Origin of the sequence: Mycobacterium sp. PSTR-4-N, assembly GCF_022348085.1 — a bacterium.
Lineage (GTDB): Bacteria > Actinomycetota > Actinomycetes > Mycobacteriales > Mycobacteriaceae > Mycobacterium.
Map to the genome: position 1 here is coordinate 104,371 of NZ_JAKRFN010000017.1, position 15,876 is coordinate 120,246.

The window sequence follows — 15,876 nt, forward strand, 5'->3', positions numbered from 1 at the left end:
ATGACTGGTCCCCGTGAGCGCATGGTCGTCTCGGCTGCACTGCTGATCCGGGAGCGCGGCGCCCAGTCCACCGCGATCGCCGACGTGCTCGAACACAGCGGCGCACCCCGCGGCTCGGCCTACCACTACTTCCCCGGCGGTCGCACCCAACTGCTCTGCGAGGCCGTCGACTACGCCGCCGACCACATGATCCGTCGTCTCGATGCGGCGGCGTCGAGCCTCGAGGCGCTCGACGAGTTGTTCGCCAGGCAGACACAACAGCTGCGCGAGAGCGACTTCCGGGCAGGCTGCCCGGTGGTCGCGGTGGCCGTCGAAGCCGGCGACCCCGGTGCGGGTGAGCGGCCGGTGCTCGATCGCGCCGCGGCGGCGTTCGCGCGGTGGCGGACGGCGCTGGCCACCCGATTGCGTGCCGACGGCATGGCAGGAGAGCGCGCCGAGGATCTGGCCGTGTTCACGCTGTCGGCATTCGAGGGGGCGATCGTCATCGCGCGGGCGCAGCGCGACGACGAACCGCTGCGCCGGGTGCACACCCAACTCGCGCAGATGATCCACGCGGCACTGCCCGCCGGCACGAGAAAGCGAGCCACCCGATGACCGACACGACCCCTGACTGGCAGCCGACCGCCTGCATCCTGTGTGAATGCAACTGCGGCATCGTCGTCCAGGTCGAGGACCGCAAGCTCGCCCGCATCCGCGGCGACAAGAACCACCCGGCGTCGCAGGGCTACACCTGCAACAAGGCGTTGCGACTGGATCACTACCAGAACCAGCGCAACCGGCTGACCTCCCCGATGCGTCGCCGCCCCGACGGCTCCTATGAGGAGATCGACTGGGACACAGCGATATCGGAGATCGCCGCGGGTTTCGCGGCGATCGCCGACACCCACGGCGGCGACAAGATCCTCTACTACGGGGGCGGTGGGCAGGGCAACCACCTCGGGGGCGCCTACAGCGGCGCCTTCCTCAAGGCGCTGGGCTCGTATCACCGGTCCAACGCACTGGCTCAGGAGAAGACGGGCGAGCACTGGGTCGACGCCCATTTCTACGGCGGCCACACCCGGGGCGAGTTCGAGCACGCCGAGGTGTCGGTGTTCGTCGGCAAGAACCCGTGGATGTCGCAGAGCTTCCCGCGTGCCCGCGTGGTGCTCAACGAGATCGCCAAGGACCCCGCGCGGTCGATGATCGTGATCGACCCCGTGGTCACCGACACCGCGAAGATGGCGGATTTCCACCTGCGGGTGCGGCCGGGCACCGACGCCTGGTGTCTGGCAGCGCTCGCTGCGGTGTTGGTGCAGGAGGACCTTTGCGACGACACCTTTCTCGCCGAGCACGTGGGCGGCGCCGACGAGGTGCGCGCGGTGCTCGCGCAGGTACCCGTCGCCGACTACGCGGAGCGGTGCGGAGTGGCCGAACAGCTGCTGCGGGACGCGGCGCGGCGCATCGCCCGCGCGGCCAGCGTGGCCGTGTTCGAGGACCTCGGCGTGCAGCAGTCGGTCAACAGCACCCTGTGCTCGTACCTCAACAAGCTGCTGTGGATCCTGACCGGCAACTTCGCCAAACCGGGCTCACAGCACCTGCATTCGTCGTTCGCCCCGCTGTTCCGGCCCGGCGGTGTCGGCCGCACGCCGGTGACGGGTGCCCCGATCATCGGCGGGTTGATGCCCAGCAACGTGGTGGCCGACGAGATCCTCACCGACCACCCCGATCGCTTCCGCGGGCTGATCGTCGAGAGCAGCAACCCGGCGCACTCGATCGCCGACTCCAGCGCCGTGCGTGCGGCGTTCGACAGCCTGGAACTGCTCGTGGTCATCGACGTGGCGATGACGGAAACGGCCCGGTTGGCGCACTACGTGCTGCCCGCCGCGAGCCAGTTCGAGAAGGCCGAGGCCACCTTCTTCAATCTCGAGTTCCCCCGCAACACCTTCCATCTCCGTCACCGGCTGATGGAGCCGTTGGAGGGCACACTCCCCGAACCGGAGATCTGGGCCCGACTCACCCGGGCCCTCGGTGTCGTCGACGAGGCCGAGCTCGTTCCGCTGCGCGCCGCCGCCGAGCAAGGTCTCGACGCATTCGCGGCGGCGTTCCTGACGGCCGTCGGCGCGAATCCCGGCCTGGCGAAAGTGCTCCCGTTCGTGCTCTACGAGACGCTCGGTGCCACGCTGCCCGAGGGTCTGGCCGGTGCCGCCGCGCTGTGGGGGCTGGCGCAGAAGACCGCGATGACCTATCCGGAGGCGGTGCGGCGCGCCGGTCACGCCGACGGCAACGCGCTATTCGAGGCGATCCTCGACGGACGGTCGGGCATCACCTTCACCGTGCACGAATACGAGGACGACTTCGCGTTGATCACCCATCCCGACCGTCGGATCGCGATCGCGATACCGGAGATGCTCGCCGAGGTACAGAAGCTGGCCGAAGAGCCCGCGGCGCTCACCTCGCCGGAGTTCCCGATCGTGCTGTCGGCCGGCGAGCGCCGCGCCTTCACCGCCAACGACATCCTGCGCGACCCCAGTTGGCGCATCCGGGACGCGCAGGGGGCACTGCGGGTCAGCCCCGCGGACGCGGCAGCGCTGGGGCTGGCCGACGGGGGCCGGGCCCGCATCAGCACCGCAGCGGGCACCGCCGACGCCGTCGTCGAGATCAGCGACGCAATGTTGCCCGGGCACGCCTCACTGCCCAACGGGTTCGGGGTGGACTTCGTCGACGCCGACGGACGCACGATCGTTCCCGGCGTCGCGCCGAATGCGCTCACATCGAGCGGATGGCAGGACGCCTATGCGGGCACGCCGTGGCACAAACACGTGCCGGCCCGCATCGAGGCGTTGGCGGACATGGCCGCCGCGCCCTAGGGGGCCAGTGGCGCGGGTGCCGGCTCCGGTGCCGGCGCCGGAGCGGCGGGTACCGGCGGGGTCGGCTGCATGCCGGGCGTCGCCGTCATCGGGCGCTGCGTCAGCAGCAGCAGCGCGTCGGACCCGGACACCTCCTGGGTCTGCATGGAATGCCAGAGGTCACGCAGGTAGCTCAGGCGGGTCTGTGGGGCCGGCGTCTCGGTGGTGCCGGGCGGCAGGTTCTCGGGGCTGGACAGGTGCGGCACGCCGGCCGGTGGCGCAGCCGCCACGTCGGCCGCCCCACCGGCCAGAGCCTGGACCGGGGCACCGGGGATCGCGGCCGGATCCAGCGGCGGCGCGACGGGCGCGGGCAGCGGGGCGGGCTGGGGAACCGCGGGAGCGGGATCGGCGGATGCGAGCGGCGCGCACACCAGCAGCCCCGCGACCGCCGCGGCGCCCACGGCAGAGGCGGTCTTGACGTGCCATCCGATCATCACCGGTGCCCCCTTCGGGTGGGCGGCCACGCAGCGGGCCGCCTGGAGATCATTGTCACCCTGTGCTTCTCCCCCGGCGCCACATTCGTTACAGCCCGCCCCGACGATCTCCGCGAAGTCGACGCAACGACCCCTTAGGTGGTGTAGGTATCGGATAAGAGCCCCATGACGGCAAGGAGCCCCCAGCATGCCGACTCCGGTCTTCCCGCCTGGTTTCGACTTCACCGATCCGGACCTCAACTGCGAACGCCTCCCGGTCGAAGAACTGGCGGCGCTGCGCCGCAGTGCGCCGATCTGGTGGAACGAGCAGACGGCCGGAGGAGCCGGCCCCTTCGGGGACGGCGGCTTCTGGGTGGTCACCAAACACCGTGATGTCAAGGAGATCTCGAAACGCAGCGACGTGTTCTCCAGCCTGGAGAAGACAGCGTTGCCGCGCTACCCCGAAGGCTCGACCGGCGAGCAGATCGAGACCGGCAAGTTCGTGCTGCTGAACATGGATGCGCCGCACCACACCCATCTGCGCAAGATCGTCTCCCGCGGTTTCACCCCGCGCGCGGTCGAGCGGCTTCGCGCCGATCTCGACGCGCGTGCGCAGAACATCGCCAAGGCCGCGGCGGCCGCAGGAGCCGGTGACTTCGTCGAGCAGGTGTCGTGCGAACTGCCGCTGCAGGCCATAGCCGGGCTGCTGGGCGTGCCGATCGAAGATCGCAAGAAGCTCTTCGATTGGTCCAACCAGATGGTCAGCGACGACGACCCGGAGTTCGCGCATCACGACAACCGCAACGCGGCAACGGAATTGATCATGTACGCGATGCAGCTGGCGGCCCAACGTGCCGAGCAGCCCGGTGAGGACATCGTCACCAAGCTCATCGAGGCCGACGTCGAGGGACACAAGCTCTCCGACGACGAGTTCGGGTTCTTCATGGTGCTGCTCGCCGTCGCGGGCAACGAGACCACCCGCAACTCGATCACCCACGGCATGATCGCGTTCACCGAACACCCCGATCAGTGGGAGTTGTTCAAGGCCCGGCGCCCGACGACGGCAGTGGACGAGATCGTGCGCTGGGCGACCCCGGTGACCTCGTTCCAGCGCACCGCGCTGTGCGACTACGAACTGTCCGGTGTCCCGATCAAGAAGGGGCAGCGCGTCGTGATGTCCTATCGGTCGGCGAACTTCGACGAAGAGGTGTTCGACGATCCCTACTCGTTCAACATCCTGCGCGATCCGAATCCGCACGTGGGGTTCGGCGGTACCGGGGCGCACTACTGCATCGGCGCGAACCTGGCCCGGATGACCATCGAGTTGATGTTCAATGCCATCGCCGACCACATGCCCGACCTGCAGTCGATCGGTACCCCGCAACGTCTGCGCTCGGGCTGGCTGAACGGGATCAAGCACTGGCAGGTCGACTACACCGGCACCGGCTGCCCCGTCGCCCACTGAGGCGCCCGGCACTCACCCCGCGGGGTAGTCGATGATCGAGCGCCAGTAGTCCTCGCCGAGCTCGCCGCCGGTGCGGAGCACCATCGCCAACCCGGTCGCCATCGCGAGGCCCAGCAGGCCGAGCCACAACCCGGCCAGCCCGATCAGCACCCACAGCGCCACCGTCAACTCGGGCCAGGGAGACACCACGGCGAGCACGGGCGCGAAGAAGAAGCCGGTGCCGACGTACCACGCCGAGCCTGCTCGGTCGCAGACCAGAACCGTGCGTAACCACCGCGGGATGTCGGGCCTGTCGGACATGCCCTCACGATCCCCCCGCGAGGTAAGCGCCGCAATTACCTCGAAGGTAGTGGTGACCGCTACTCCTGGACCCCAGACTGGTGCCGTGGCGGTGCGGGACATGCCACCGACGACGGTGGGTGCGATGGTGCGGCGCTGGCGCGAGCGGCGCCGACTCAGCCAACTCGATCTCGCGCTGGAGGCCGACGTCTCGGCGCGGCACGTCAGCTTCGTCGAAACCGGCCGTGCCACGCCCAGCCGCGCGATGGTGCTGCGGCTCGCCGACGCTCTCGACGTGCCGCGGCGCGAACAGAACCGCATGCTGCTGGCCGCGGGCCACGCCCCGGCCTACCCCGAGCGGCCGCTGGACGCTCCCGACATGGCGGCCGTGCAGGCGGGATTGGCGCGGGTGCTCGAGGCCTTCGATCCCTACCCCTGCGTCGTGGTGAACCGGGTGTGGGATCTGGTCACCGCCAACGCAGGCTCCGACGTGCTGCTCGCCGGGGTGGCGCCGCACCTTCTGGAGCGCCCCAATGCCCTGCGCGTCGCACTGCACCCCGACGGGTTGGCGCCACGTATCCGCAACCTCGGTCAGTGGCGCGCCCATCTAATCGGGAGATTGCGACGGGAGGCGGCGGCGGCCGATGACACCGGCGAGCTGAACGCCCTGCTCGACGAGATCGCCGGATACCCGGGTGGAGACGACCGGTTCGACGATCCGGGGGCGGTGGCGGTCCCGCTCGACCTGATCACGCCCGACGGCGTCGAACTGCGATTGCTGTCGATGGTGACGACGTTCGGAACCGCACTCGACCTCACCGCCGCCGAACTCAGCATCGAGACGTTCCTGCCTGCCGATGCTGAGACGGCCCTCTTTCTGCAATGACGCGCCTGCAATGACGCGCCTACCCACATTGCGCGCCGAAGTCCCCGGGCACACGGTCGCGACCGCATAGAGTCGAGCGCCATGGAGACTAGACATCTGGTCGCAGCGATGGCCGTCGGCGGCGTTGTGCTCGCAGGGACGGCGTGTTCGTCGCCGGAGCCTGCTCTCGGCGGCACCACGGCGACCGTCTCGATCGACGGCGACGATGCCGGCGGCGCATTCCCGGTGACGTGCCGCCAGACGGGTTTCACCTGGTACATCCAGACTCCGGGCAAAGACAAGGGATTCACCGCCGTGCTGGCGATGGACGGGCCGCCGACTGCCGAATCCGTCGAATTCCGGGATGTGGCCGGCTTTTCGGGCAACTTCTGGAAAGGCAACATGGGCGACGCCGAGGTCACCGGTCGGCAGGGCAACTACACGATCACCGGCACCGCCGACGGCAACTTCACCGCGACGCCGAGCGACTCCGCGCAGGCGAAATTCCGGATTCAGGCGAACTGCTGATCCAGTCGCTCCTCATAGCAGGCGATCTCGACGAGGTCGTCGTGCGCCTCAATGCTGATGTGTTCGCCGCTCATCGCCCGCAGCAGCGGCGAATCCCCGATCTGGGACACGTCGGCAAGGCTGGCGGTCTCGTCTGCGTGGTCGTGCATGATCGCACCTCCGTCTTCAGTGACAGACGGTTACCCCGCATGCGCACAGCAAATATGACGGTGTGCTGACCGCGGTCAGGCCTGGACGATGATCGGATCGCCCACGCTGACGGTGTCGAAATACCACGCCGCGTTGTCCGGGCTGAGGTTGATGCAGCCGTGGCTGACGTTGGCGTAGCCCTGCGATCCCACCGACCAGGGTGCGGAGTGCACATAGACACCGCCCCAGGTGACACGCACGGCGTCGGCGACGGTGAGCTTGTAGCCCTCCGGATCGGACAGCGGGATGCCGATGGTCCGCGAGTCCATGACGACGGACTTCTGCTTCTCCAGTGCGGTGAAACTCCCGATCGGGGTGGGGTGCTTCGGCTTGCCCATCGATGCGGGCATCTCCCGGGCGACGACGCCGTCGATGCTGACGGTGAACGTGTGAGCGTCCAGGTCGGCGACGCCGACGACCGACGATCCGGTCTGGAAGCTGGTGGCGAACCCGCCGACCGACACATCGATGGGTGCGTGCGCCGGGAAGTAGAGCGCGGGTGTCCACTGCATGGTCCGGTCGTCGAGCCAGGAGAACGTGCCCTCTTCGGGTCCGGCGCCTGCCGCCCGCACCGCAAAGGAACTCTCGACGGCACCGCGGTTCGGCACCGGCGCGGTGAACGTGACGGTGACCGGGTGGGCCACGCCGACGGTCTCCCCGGGAGACGGTGAGATCTCGCTGATCGTCGACGGAAGCGTCGGCACCGGGGTACCGATGGCTCCGATCGCTGACGGGCCGACCGACAGGCCGGACATCACGGCCACCGCCCCCATCACGGCCGCCATGCGGCTGATCGAGAAGCGGAGTCGGTTGTGTTCACGTGAGGCGCTCGTCACGGTGCCATCCTAGGTAATCGGCGGGGGTGAACCCTGTTCATGGACTATCGCGCTGGTGCGGGCGAACGTTTCAGCCCGCCGGCGACGGCCAGCAACGCATAACCCGCTGCGAGCACGCCGGCGGCCAACCCCGCGACATTGGCGGCGACCGCGCCCGCGCCGACACTGTCGACGTCCAGGAAGAAGTAGGGGGCCCGCCGGCCCAGATCGTTGAGCACCAGCAGCGCCACCACCAGATAGGCCGCCGGGAACGCCAGCCACGCGATGGGATGCCACCACGCCAGAGGGGCGGGCGCCGAGGCGCGGCCGACGAGAACCCAGTCGCACAGCGCGAGCAGGGGCACCACGCAGTGCAGCAGCACGTTGGCGACCGTGTAGCCCATGCTGCGGTCGACGAGGAACAGGTTCCACACCACCCCGGCCATCACCAGATAGAGAACCACCGCGCCGCGCAGCCCGACGCGCCCGTCGGAGCGCGGCCGCACCAGGGTCAACAGGTAATAGGCGGCCGCTGCGACGTTGACCTGATAGGTGAACGTGACCATGCGCCACATCAGGCCACGTTCGGAGGTGACGCCGACGACGAGCAACGCCGCGGCGACGGCGACGACGATCCCGACACGCAGGCCGATCCGCAGGGTCACATCCCCAGGGTAGAGACGTCAGGCGAGCGTCTGCGCCAGCAACCGCGGTTCGATGTTGCCGCCCGAGAGGATCACCACGGTGGGGCCCGGCGGTGTGGCGTGCCGCCGGTAGGCGGCCAACGCGACGGCCCCGCTGGGTTCGGCGACCAGGTGACCACGCTGCGCGAATTCCCTGACCGCCGACAGTATGTCGTCCTCCGTCACGGTGAGCATCCCGTCGAGGACCTGCCGCAGGTGCGTGAACGTCAACGCGGACGGCTGGGAGCGCAGGCCGTCGGCGACGGTGCGGTTGCGCTGCTCGATCGGCCAGTCCACCCGCTCGCCGGTCCGCAAACCCTCGGTGGTGTCGGCGGCCAGCTCGGGCTCCACCCCGAGAACCACGGCCTGCGGGCACAGGGTCTTGATCGCCACCCCGATGCCCGAGGCGAGGCCGCCGCCGCTGACCGGGACCAGCACCGTGGCGACCTCGGCGAGGTCCTCGGCGATCTCCAGGCCGATCGTGCCCTGACCGGCGATCACGTCGCGGTGGTCGAACGGCGGGATCATCGTCCCGCCGGTGTCGGCGAGCACCTGCGCGGCGACGGTCTCCCGTTGGCCCGCCCCGCACAGCACCACCCGCGCGCCGTGGGCCCGAGTGGCCGCGACCTTGACGTCTGGCGTCTCCTCGGGCATCACGATGTGTGCCCGCAGACCGAAGGTGGCCGCCGCGTAGGCGACGGCCTGGGCGTGGTTGCCGCTGCTGTAGGCCACGACGTCGGCCACCGCGTCCCCGCGCTCCTTCGCCGCGGTCAGTGCGCTGAACGCCCCCCGCACCTTGAACGCGCCGATCGCCTGCAGGCTCTCCGGTTTGACCCACAGCGGCCGCTCCGGGTCACCCCAGGGCGCGGGCACCAGCGGAGTCCGGGTGACATGTCCGCGGATGCGCTGCGCGGCCGCGTGGATGTCGTCGATCGTCACGAGCTGCATGGTTGGAGTCTGCCTCACCCCTACAGTCGTCGGTGATGACCGGATACTCGCTGCCCGTGGTTCCCCGCTACGCAGAGATCGACCAGCAGGGGGTGGTGTTCAACGGCCACTACCTCACCTGGTTCGACGAGGCGTGTACCGGCTTCCTCGAACACTGCGGAGCCGGCTACGCCGACCTGATCGCCGGTGGCCACGACGTCCAGGTCGTGCACAGCGAGATCGACTTCGCCGCGCCCGTCCGCTGGCGCGACGTGGTGCGGGTGACCGCAGCCTGCAGCCGGGTGGGCACGACGAGCTTCACCATCGCGTTCACCGTGTGCCGGCGGGCCGCCCACGACGGTGAGGACACCGAACAGGTCGCGGTCCGCGGGGCCAACACCTACGTCGTCGTCTCGACCGACGACTGGGCCAAGCGGCCCGTCCCGGATGCGCTTCGTCACGCGTTGACCGGCCACGGCGCACGCTGACCGGTACGGTCTGCCCATGGGTCATGAGCATGGACACCAGCGCGATCTCCCGCCCGGCATGGTCGAGCAGTTGGAGCTCGCCTACGCGGGTGTGGCGTCCTTCGGACACCGGCCGTTCCTGACCGAGACCGCCCAGCTGGATTCCTGGAAACCTGACGTGGCGATCGTCGGCGCCCCGTTCGACATCGCGACCACGAATCGGCCCGGGGCCCGCTTCGGCCCCCGCGCGATCCGGGCCACGGCCTACGAGCCGGGCACCTACCACATGGATCTGGGTCTGGAGATCTTCGACTGGCTCGAGGTCGTCGACTTCGGTGACGCCTATTGCCCGCACGGGCAGACCGAGGTGTCGCACGCCAACATCAAGGACCGCGTGGCAGCGATCGCCAGCCGCGGCATCGTTCCGGTCATCCTCGGCGGTGACCATTCGATCACCTGGCCGGCCGCCACCGCGGTGGCCGACGTGCACGGCTACGGCAACGTCGGCATCGTGCACTTCGACGCGCACGCCGACACCGCCGACGAGATCGAGGGCAACCTCGCCAGCCACGGCACACCGATGCGCCGGCTCATCGAATCCGGCGCGGTGCCCGGCTCCCACTTCGTGCAGGTCGGACTGCGCGGCTACTGGCCTCCGCAGGACACGTTCGAATGGATGCAAGAGCAGAAGATGACCTGGCACACGATGCATGAGATCTGGGAGCGCGGCTTCAAGGCGGTGATGACCGACGCCGTCGGCGAAGCGCTGGCCAAGGCCGACAAGCTGTACGTGTCGGTGGACATCGACGTGCTCGACCCGGCGCACGCGCCCGGCACCGGAACCCCGGAGCCGGGCGGCATCACCAGCGCCGACCTGCTGCGGATGGTCCGGCAGCTCTGCTACGAGCACGACGTGGCCGGCGTCGACGTCGTCGAGGTGGCACCGGCCTATGACCACGCCGAGCTGACGGTCAACGCCGCGCACCGGGTGGTGTTCGAGGCGCTGGCCGGTATGGCGGCCCGCCGGCGCGACGCAGCCGGCGGCGAACCGGGGCAGCCGGCCCGGTCCTACCTCAGGCCGTGATCAGCTCTTGGTGAGGGTGAACTGGCAGATGTCGGTGTAGCCGTCCCGGAACAGGTCGGCGCAGCCGGTCAGGTACTTCATGTAGCGCTCGTAGACCTCTTCGGACTGGATCGCGATGGCCTGATCCTTGTTGGCCTCCAGCGCGGCGGCCCACAGATCCAGCGTGCGGGCGTAATGCAGCCGCAGGGGCTGGACCAGCCCGACGCCGAAACCGGCCTTGGTGGCGTGGCTCTTGACCTTGACCGGCTGCGGCAGATCGCCGCCCGGGAAGATCTCGTCCATGATGAATTTGAAGAACCTGATCTTGGTCATCGTGACCGGCAGGTTCCGCGCCGCGAACTCCTCGTCGTCGGGCTTGACGATGGTGTGCAGCATCATCACGCCGTCGGCGGGCAGCACGTCATAGGCGCGACTGAAGAACTCGTCGTAGCGGTCGCGGCCGAAGTGCTCGAACGCGCCGATCGACACGATCCGGTCCACCGGCTCGTGGAACTGCTCCCACCCCTGCAGCAGCACGCGCTTGCTGCGCGGGCTGTCGAGGCCGTCGAGCACCTTCTGCACGTGGGCCTGCTGATTGCGGCTCAGCGTCAGGCCGATGACGTTGACGTCGTAGCGCTCGACGGCACGCTTGATCGTCGCGCCCCAGCCGCAGCCCACGTCGAGCAGCGTCATACCGGGCTCGAGACCGAGCTTGCCCAGCGACAGATCGATCTTGGCGAGCTGGGCTTCCTCGAGCGTCATGTCGTCGCGCTCGAAGTAGGCGCAGCTGTAGGTCTGCGTGGGATCCAGGAACAACCGGTAGAAGTCGTCGGAGAGGTCGTAGTGCGACTGGACGTCCTCGAAATGCGGAGTCAGGTCCTGGGTTCCGTTGGTGGTGTCTGGCAAATCACTGACCTTTGAATCTCGAGTGCTTGCGAGGACGGCCCCACCGTCTTCGAGGGCCTGTCTCGCCCAGGGCGAAAGTTGCTACGCACAGTACCCGAGCATGGTGGGCGACCGTGAATCGCCGAGCGGGTGCGCGGCCGACTATCGTGGGGAGACCGCCGAACCGCCCATCCATCCTCGGAGGCACCCCTCGTGACGACACCCCAGGACGACCCGTTCGACGACGCTCCCGAAGCCGACGTGGCCGAGCAGCGGGCACCGGTCGACCCCACCGAGGATGCTGCCGATGACGAGGCCGCCGACGGGGCGTGGCGGGACGCCGATCGGGTGGCCGGCGAGCGGGACTGGCAGGCCAGCGAGGCCGATCTGATCGAGCAGACGATCGACGTCCCGATCGACGACGACGAACGCTGAGCCGACCACCGGTCGAGTTGGGCCGTCAGACACTCGACACACCCGCCGCGATTGCACCGCAGGCAAGCCGGGTACCTCGCTGGCGTGACTGACGCAAGCGATGCCACGGTCGATGCCGTCGGCAAGGTGACCGAAGCGCTGGAGTGGGTCGAACGCGCACGGGGCCACCTGTATTCGTTCCACCAGCTGATGGGTCGTGCCGATCTGCTGCTCGGTGAGGCGTGCGAGGCGCTCCGTGAGGCCGGCCACGACGATGTCGCCGAGCGCCTGGAGACAGAGGTCGTCGGCCGCAACGTGCTCGAGGGCCGGTGGACCTTCCAGATCATCGAAGAGTTCGAGGACACCTACTGGGACGTCCTGCGTGACCACGAGAAGCGGGTGCGTGACGACCTGGTCGACGGGCAACGCCACCTGCACGAGGCGCGGATGAAAGAGGACCGTCGCACACACGGCCGAAAGGGTCACCAGGCGCGGCCCTGACGCTACGCTCGGGTTGCATGAGCAGCCCGGAACTCGGCACGACACTCGGCGACGTGACCCGGGTCAACGGCACTCCCCCGCCGGACATCTCTCTGGCCGACGCCGACCTGGCGTCGTGGGATTTCTGGGGCCTCGACGACGACATCCGTGACGGCGCGTTCGCCACACTGCGCCGCGAGGCGCCCGTCCGTTTCTTCGAGGCGTTCGTGGCCGACGGTGATGCCGAGATCGCCGGGCACTGGGCGCTGACCCGCTACGACGATGTGTTCTACGCCAGTAGGCATCCCGAGATCTTCAGCTCGGCGCTGGGCATCGTGATCGGCGATCAATCCCCGGAACTGGCCGAGTACTTCGGCTCGATGATCGCAATGGACGACCCTCGCCACACCCGGTTGCGTAACATCGTGCGCAGCGCATTCACCCCGAAAGTGCTTGCGATGATCGAGGATTCGGTGCGAGCGCGGGCAGCGCGGTTGGTGGCCGACATGGTGGCCGCACACCCCGACGGGCACGCCGATCTGGTGGCCGAGTTCTCCGGACCGCTACCGCTGCAGATCATCTGCGACATGATGGGGATCCCCGAGTCCGATCATCAGCGAGTCTTCGGTTGGACCAACGTCATCCTGGGGTTCGGCGACCCCGACATCGCCACCGATTTCGAGGAGTTCGTCTCCGTCGCGATGGCCATCGGGGCGTATGCCACGGCGCTCGCCGACGACCGGCGCGAACATCCCGCCGACGATCTGACCACCGCCCTGGTCGCCGCCGAACTCGACGGCGAACGGCTGACCTCGGCCGAGGTGGCGTCCTTTTTCATCCTGCTCGTCGTGGCCGGCAACGAGACGACCCGCAACGCGATCAGTCACGGCGTGCTGGCGCTCAGCCGCTTCCCCGAGCAGCGCGACATCTGGTGGGCCGACTACGAATCCATCGCGCCGACCGCGGTCGAAGAGATCGTGCGCTGGGCCTCACCGGTGGCCTACATGCGGCGGACCGCCACCCGGGATGTCGAACTGGGCGGCGTGCGTATCGCAGCCGGCGACAAAGTCAGTCTGTGGTACGGCTCGGCCAACCGAGACGAATCGAAGTTCGCCGATCCGTGGACGTTCGACGTGCGTCGGCATCCCAACCCGCATGTGGGTTTCGGGGGCGGCGGTGCGCACTTCTGCCTCGGGGCCAACCTGGCCCGCCGGGAGATCACGGTGGCGTTCGAGGAACTGCACCGCGCCGTGCCCGACCTGCGAGCCGTCCGCGAACCCGACCGGTTGCAATCGGCGTTCATCCACGGCATCAAGCGGCTACCGGTCGCCTGGACCGGGTAGCTCAGTTCCGGGTGGCGTCAGGGGCCACCCGATGGGTGTCGCGCCCCGCGTCCTCACTGCTGTGTCGTCCCCCGGTCCCCGCGCCGTCGTCGTCGGCACTGACATCGGTGTCGGACCGGCGGACCCGCGGGTCGAGCTTGTCCGCATGCTCGCGACGCGCGTCGAGATGTTGCTGCGAGTTGGTCAGCGCGTCCCGGCGACCTGCGGCGGTCTCCGCCAGGCGCGCGGCCTCGGCGGCCTTCGCGTCGGCTTCGGCCTGTGCGGCACGGGCTTTCGCCTCCGTCTCCTCCACCAGCGTGGCCTGTCGTTGCACGCGCTGGCTGTCGTGGTCGACCTCGCTGCGGATGCGGTCGGCCTCGGCGGCGCGGCGCTTGTTACGGGCACTGCGCGCGACGAACACGATCGCTGCGATCACCAGGATCGCCGCGACCACGGCCACCACGATCCAGACGGTGTTGTTGCTGTCCATGACGGCTCCTCGGCTCGCGCGGGGCCGTGCGACGTTGACGACCCCATCAATAAGCGCTCGGATGCCCGGGCGGTTGCTGCGCTAAACCGTCGGTCAGAGCGTGACGGTCAGCGGGCCGGTCTCGCGGCACGATGCCTGCGGGGGATTGCCCGCCGAGGCACATCCGCGGCCGGTCGAGGTGTAGGCGGCCCCGGGACGGTAGGGCTGAAAGTACACCTGGGCCGGCAGGATTCCCCGTCCCTGGCTGCAGTGACCCGGGCCCGGGTCACCGGCCATCGCCACACACGCGACGGTCTGGAAGGTCACCGCACCGGTACATGCCCGTGGTGACACGGTCGCGGTGACCATCGTGGTGCCCGACACGGTGACCAGAGTCGGTGGAGAGAGCGCGTAATCGCAGCTGCCCTCCTGGGGTTGGGCGCGCGCGACCCCGGGCGTCCCGAAGGTCAGCGTCCCGGCCGCGACGACGGCGAGAATGCGCAGCATGCCTGGGATCGTAGGCCACCTCAGCGGCGGCCGACCCGCTATTGCACGCGCAGTGCGCTGAGCATCCCGGCGGCCGAGCGCGGCCACGTGAACTGCTCGGCCCGGCGGCGGGCGCTGTGTCTGCGGTGGTCCTCGGGCCGGTTGATGACCGCCGTGACGGCATGGGCGATGGCGCGCGGGTCGTTGTCGGCGACGGCGCCGCTGTCCACGGTGAGGATCTCCGCCAAGGCCGAGGTCCGCGACACCACCGCGGGCGTTCCGCAGGCGAGCGCTTCCAGCGCGGCCAGGCCGAAGGTTTCGTGGGGGCCGGGTGCGAGTGCGACGTCGGCGCTGGCGAGGATCGCCGCCACGGTGTCGCGGCAGCCGACGTACCCGGTGAAGTCGACCGGCAGCCGGTGCGCCTGTCGTTGCAGCCGGGCCCGCAGCGGCCCGTCGCCGACCATCACCAGGCGCGCGTCGACACCTCGATCGCGCAGCGCCGCGAGCGCATCGATGCTTCGGTGCGGATGCTTCTCGATCGACAGGCGGCCGCAATGCACCAGCAACGTCTGTCCTGGTGCGGCCCACCGAGAGCGAACGACCGTGGAGCGGTGCCGCGGGTGGAACTGGTCGAGATCGACGCCGAGGGGCACGGTGACCAGGTTGGTCGCGCCGATGCGGTCGAACTCCTTACGCGCGAACGTCGTCGTACACACCACGACGTCGTAGTTGGCGGCCGTCCGTCGGTTGGCGGCGTCGGCCACCGCTTCAGCCGACCGCGTGGGCAGGATCTGGCCGACCAGCCGGTCGAGTCGTTCGTGGGAGATCATCACCGTGGACACGCCGTGGGCGCGGCCCCACGGCCCCAGCGAGCGCAGCGTCAGCCGGTCCGAGACCTCCAGCGCGTCGGGGCGCAGTGCCTCCAACAGCTTCCTGACCGGGCGGGGCGACACCGCGCGGTAGCCGCCCGTGAATGGAATTTCGAAGGCGGGCAACGAGACCCGAACGACACCGGTTGCACTGGTGGTCCATTCGCGGCGCGGTCCGGGAACGACCAGGAAGACATCGTGACCGGCGGCGCGGTATTCCGCGCCGAGCCGATCGATCGCGGTGCGCAGGCCTCCGGATCGGGGCCCGTAGAAGTTGGCCACCTGGACGACCCGCATGGTGGCATCAGAACGTGCCGGGATGTGCAGAAGTCGACGGCGAGGTGGCGGGTTGCCGAACAGGCGGTGCAGACG

At 69.1% G+C, this 15,876-nt stretch carries 20 protein-coding genes; 10 read left to right on the forward strand and 10 right to left on the reverse strand.

The features are described 5' to 3' along the window. Window positions 1-594, forward strand: coding sequence for a TetR/AcrR family transcriptional regulator (locus tag MHN84_RS21015; RefSeq protein ID WP_241206439.1), 594 nt, complete (start codon window positions 1-3; stop codon window positions 592-594). Next, window positions 591-2,846 (forward strand): molybdopterin-dependent oxidoreductase, encoded by a 2,256-nt coding sequence (locus MHN84_RS21020; protein WP_241206440.1) that lies wholly within the window; start codon window positions 591-593, stop codon window positions 2,844-2,846. The genes MHN84_RS21015 and MHN84_RS21020 overlap by 4 nt, the downstream gene beginning before the upstream one ends. On the opposite strand, the gene MHN84_RS21025 is transcribed toward MHN84_RS21020, so the two are convergent. After that, complete coding sequence (locus MHN84_RS21025) at window positions 2,843-3,319, reverse strand: hypothetical protein (RefSeq protein WP_255730726.1); 477 nt, start codon at window positions 3,317-3,319, stop codon at window positions 2,843-2,845. The genes MHN84_RS21020 and MHN84_RS21025 overlap by 4 nt on opposite strands. Before the next feature lie 187 nt (window positions 3,320-3,506). On the opposite strand from MHN84_RS21025, the gene MHN84_RS21030 reads away from it, so the two are divergent. Beyond that, on the forward strand, window positions 3,507-4,763 hold the full coding sequence (locus MHN84_RS21030) for a cytochrome P450 (RefSeq protein WP_241206442.1): 1,257 nt from the start codon (window positions 3,507-3,509) through the stop codon (window positions 4,761-4,763). 12 nt (window positions 4,764-4,775) lie between these two features. Here MHN84_RS21030 and MHN84_RS21035 read toward each other — a convergent pair whose 3' ends face one another. Further along, window positions 4,776-5,063, reverse strand: a complete 288-nt coding sequence (locus tag MHN84_RS21035) for a hypothetical protein (RefSeq protein WP_241206443.1) — start codon at window positions 5,061-5,063, stop codon at window positions 4,776-4,778. A 100-nt stretch (window positions 5,064-5,163) separates the two neighbouring features. Here MHN84_RS21035 and MHN84_RS21040 point away from each other — a divergent pair, with 100 nt between their 5' ends. Together MHN84_RS21040 and MHN84_RS21045 are read left to right on the forward strand one after the other, a co-directional pair. Then, window positions 5,164-5,928 carry a helix-turn-helix transcriptional regulator gene (locus MHN84_RS21040; protein WP_241206480.1) on the forward strand — a complete coding sequence of 255 codons (765 nt, stop codon included), beginning with the start codon at window positions 5,164-5,166 and terminating at the stop codon, window positions 5,926-5,928. A gap of 81 nt (window positions 5,929-6,009) precedes the next feature. Further along, window positions 6,010-6,435: a lipoprotein LpqH gene (locus tag MHN84_RS21045; RefSeq protein ID WP_241206444.1), complete on the forward strand. Its 426-nt coding sequence runs from the start codon at window positions 6,010-6,012 to the stop codon at window positions 6,433-6,435. On the opposite strand, the gene MHN84_RS21050 is transcribed toward MHN84_RS21045, so the two are convergent. The 4 genes from MHN84_RS21050 to MHN84_RS21065 form a co-directional block, all read right to left on the reverse strand. Next, complete coding sequence (locus MHN84_RS21050; protein WP_241206445.1) at window positions 6,420-6,584, reverse strand: hypothetical protein; 165 nt, start codon at window positions 6,582-6,584, stop codon at window positions 6,420-6,422. The two genes, MHN84_RS21045 and MHN84_RS21050, sit on opposite strands and share 16 nt — an antisense overlap. 75 nt (window positions 6,585-6,659) lie before the next feature. After that, on the reverse strand, window positions 6,660-7,409 hold the full coding sequence (locus tag MHN84_RS21055; protein WP_374238400.1) for a L,D-transpeptidase family protein: 750 nt from the start codon (window positions 7,407-7,409) through the stop codon (window positions 6,660-6,662). Window positions 7,410-7,504: 95 nt separating this feature from the next. Further along, window positions 7,505-8,104, reverse strand: a complete 600-nt coding sequence (locus MHN84_RS21060; RefSeq protein WP_241206446.1) for a Pr6Pr family membrane protein — start codon at window positions 8,102-8,104, stop codon at window positions 7,505-7,507. An 18-nt stretch (window positions 8,105-8,122) separates the two neighbouring features. After that, entirely contained in the window at window positions 8,123-9,070 is a 948-nt protein-coding gene (locus tag MHN84_RS21065; protein WP_241206447.1) for a threonine/serine dehydratase, read from the reverse strand. A 35-nt stretch (window positions 9,071-9,105) separates the two neighbouring features. On the opposite strand from MHN84_RS21065, the gene MHN84_RS21070 reads away from it, so the two are divergent. Then, entirely contained in the window at window positions 9,106-9,537 is a 432-nt protein-coding gene (locus tag MHN84_RS21070) for a thioesterase family protein (RefSeq protein WP_241206448.1), read from the forward strand. A gap of 16 nt (window positions 9,538-9,553) precedes the next feature. Beyond that, window positions 9,554-10,600: an agmatinase gene (gene speB, locus MHN84_RS21075; RefSeq protein ID WP_241206449.1), complete on the forward strand. Its 1,047-nt coding sequence runs from the start codon at window positions 9,554-9,556 to the stop codon at window positions 10,598-10,600. Here the strand turns inward: speB and MHN84_RS21080 are convergent, their stop codons facing one another. Beyond that, a complete protein-coding gene (locus MHN84_RS21080; protein ID WP_241206450.1) occupies window positions 10,601-11,485 on the reverse strand; it encodes a cyclopropane mycolic acid synthase family methyltransferase in 885 nt (294 codons plus the stop codon). Between the two features lie 192 nt (window positions 11,486-11,677). Between MHN84_RS21080 and MHN84_RS21085 the strand changes: the two genes are divergently transcribed. From MHN84_RS21085 to MHN84_RS21095, 3 genes are all read left to right on the forward strand, one after another. Beyond that, on the forward strand, window positions 11,678-11,899 hold the full coding sequence (locus tag MHN84_RS21085; RefSeq protein WP_241206451.1) for a hypothetical protein: 222 nt from the start codon (window positions 11,678-11,680) through the stop codon (window positions 11,897-11,899). An 84-nt stretch (window positions 11,900-11,983) separates the two neighbouring features. Further along, the gene (locus tag MHN84_RS21090) at window positions 11,984-12,379 is read left to right on the forward strand and encodes a hypothetical protein (RefSeq protein ID WP_241206452.1); all 396 of its coding nucleotides are present in this window, start codon (window positions 11,984-11,986) and stop codon (window positions 12,377-12,379) included. A 17-nt stretch (window positions 12,380-12,396) separates the two neighbouring features. Continuing rightward, on the forward strand, window positions 12,397-13,701 hold the full coding sequence (locus MHN84_RS21095) for a cytochrome P450 (RefSeq protein ID WP_241206453.1): 1,305 nt from the start codon (window positions 12,397-12,399) through the stop codon (window positions 13,699-13,701). Between the two features lies 1 nt (window position 13,702). On the opposite strand, the gene MHN84_RS21100 is transcribed toward MHN84_RS21095, so the two are convergent. From MHN84_RS21100 to MHN84_RS21110, 3 genes are all read right to left on the reverse strand, one after another. Next, window positions 13,703-14,170, reverse strand: coding sequence for a hypothetical protein (locus MHN84_RS21100; protein ID WP_241206454.1), 468 nt, complete (start codon window positions 14,168-14,170; stop codon window positions 13,703-13,705). A gap of 93 nt (window positions 14,171-14,263) precedes the next feature. Next, the gene (locus tag MHN84_RS21105) at window positions 14,264-14,656 is read right to left on the reverse strand and encodes a hypothetical protein (RefSeq protein WP_241206455.1); all 393 of its coding nucleotides are present in this window, start codon (window positions 14,654-14,656) and stop codon (window positions 14,264-14,266) included. Between the two features lie 38 nt (window positions 14,657-14,694). After that, the gene (locus tag MHN84_RS21110; protein ID WP_241206456.1) at window positions 14,695-15,801 is read right to left on the reverse strand and encodes a glycosyltransferase; all 1,107 of its coding nucleotides are present in this window, start codon (window positions 15,799-15,801) and stop codon (window positions 14,695-14,697) included. Window positions 15,802-15,876 lie beyond the last annotated feature (75 nt).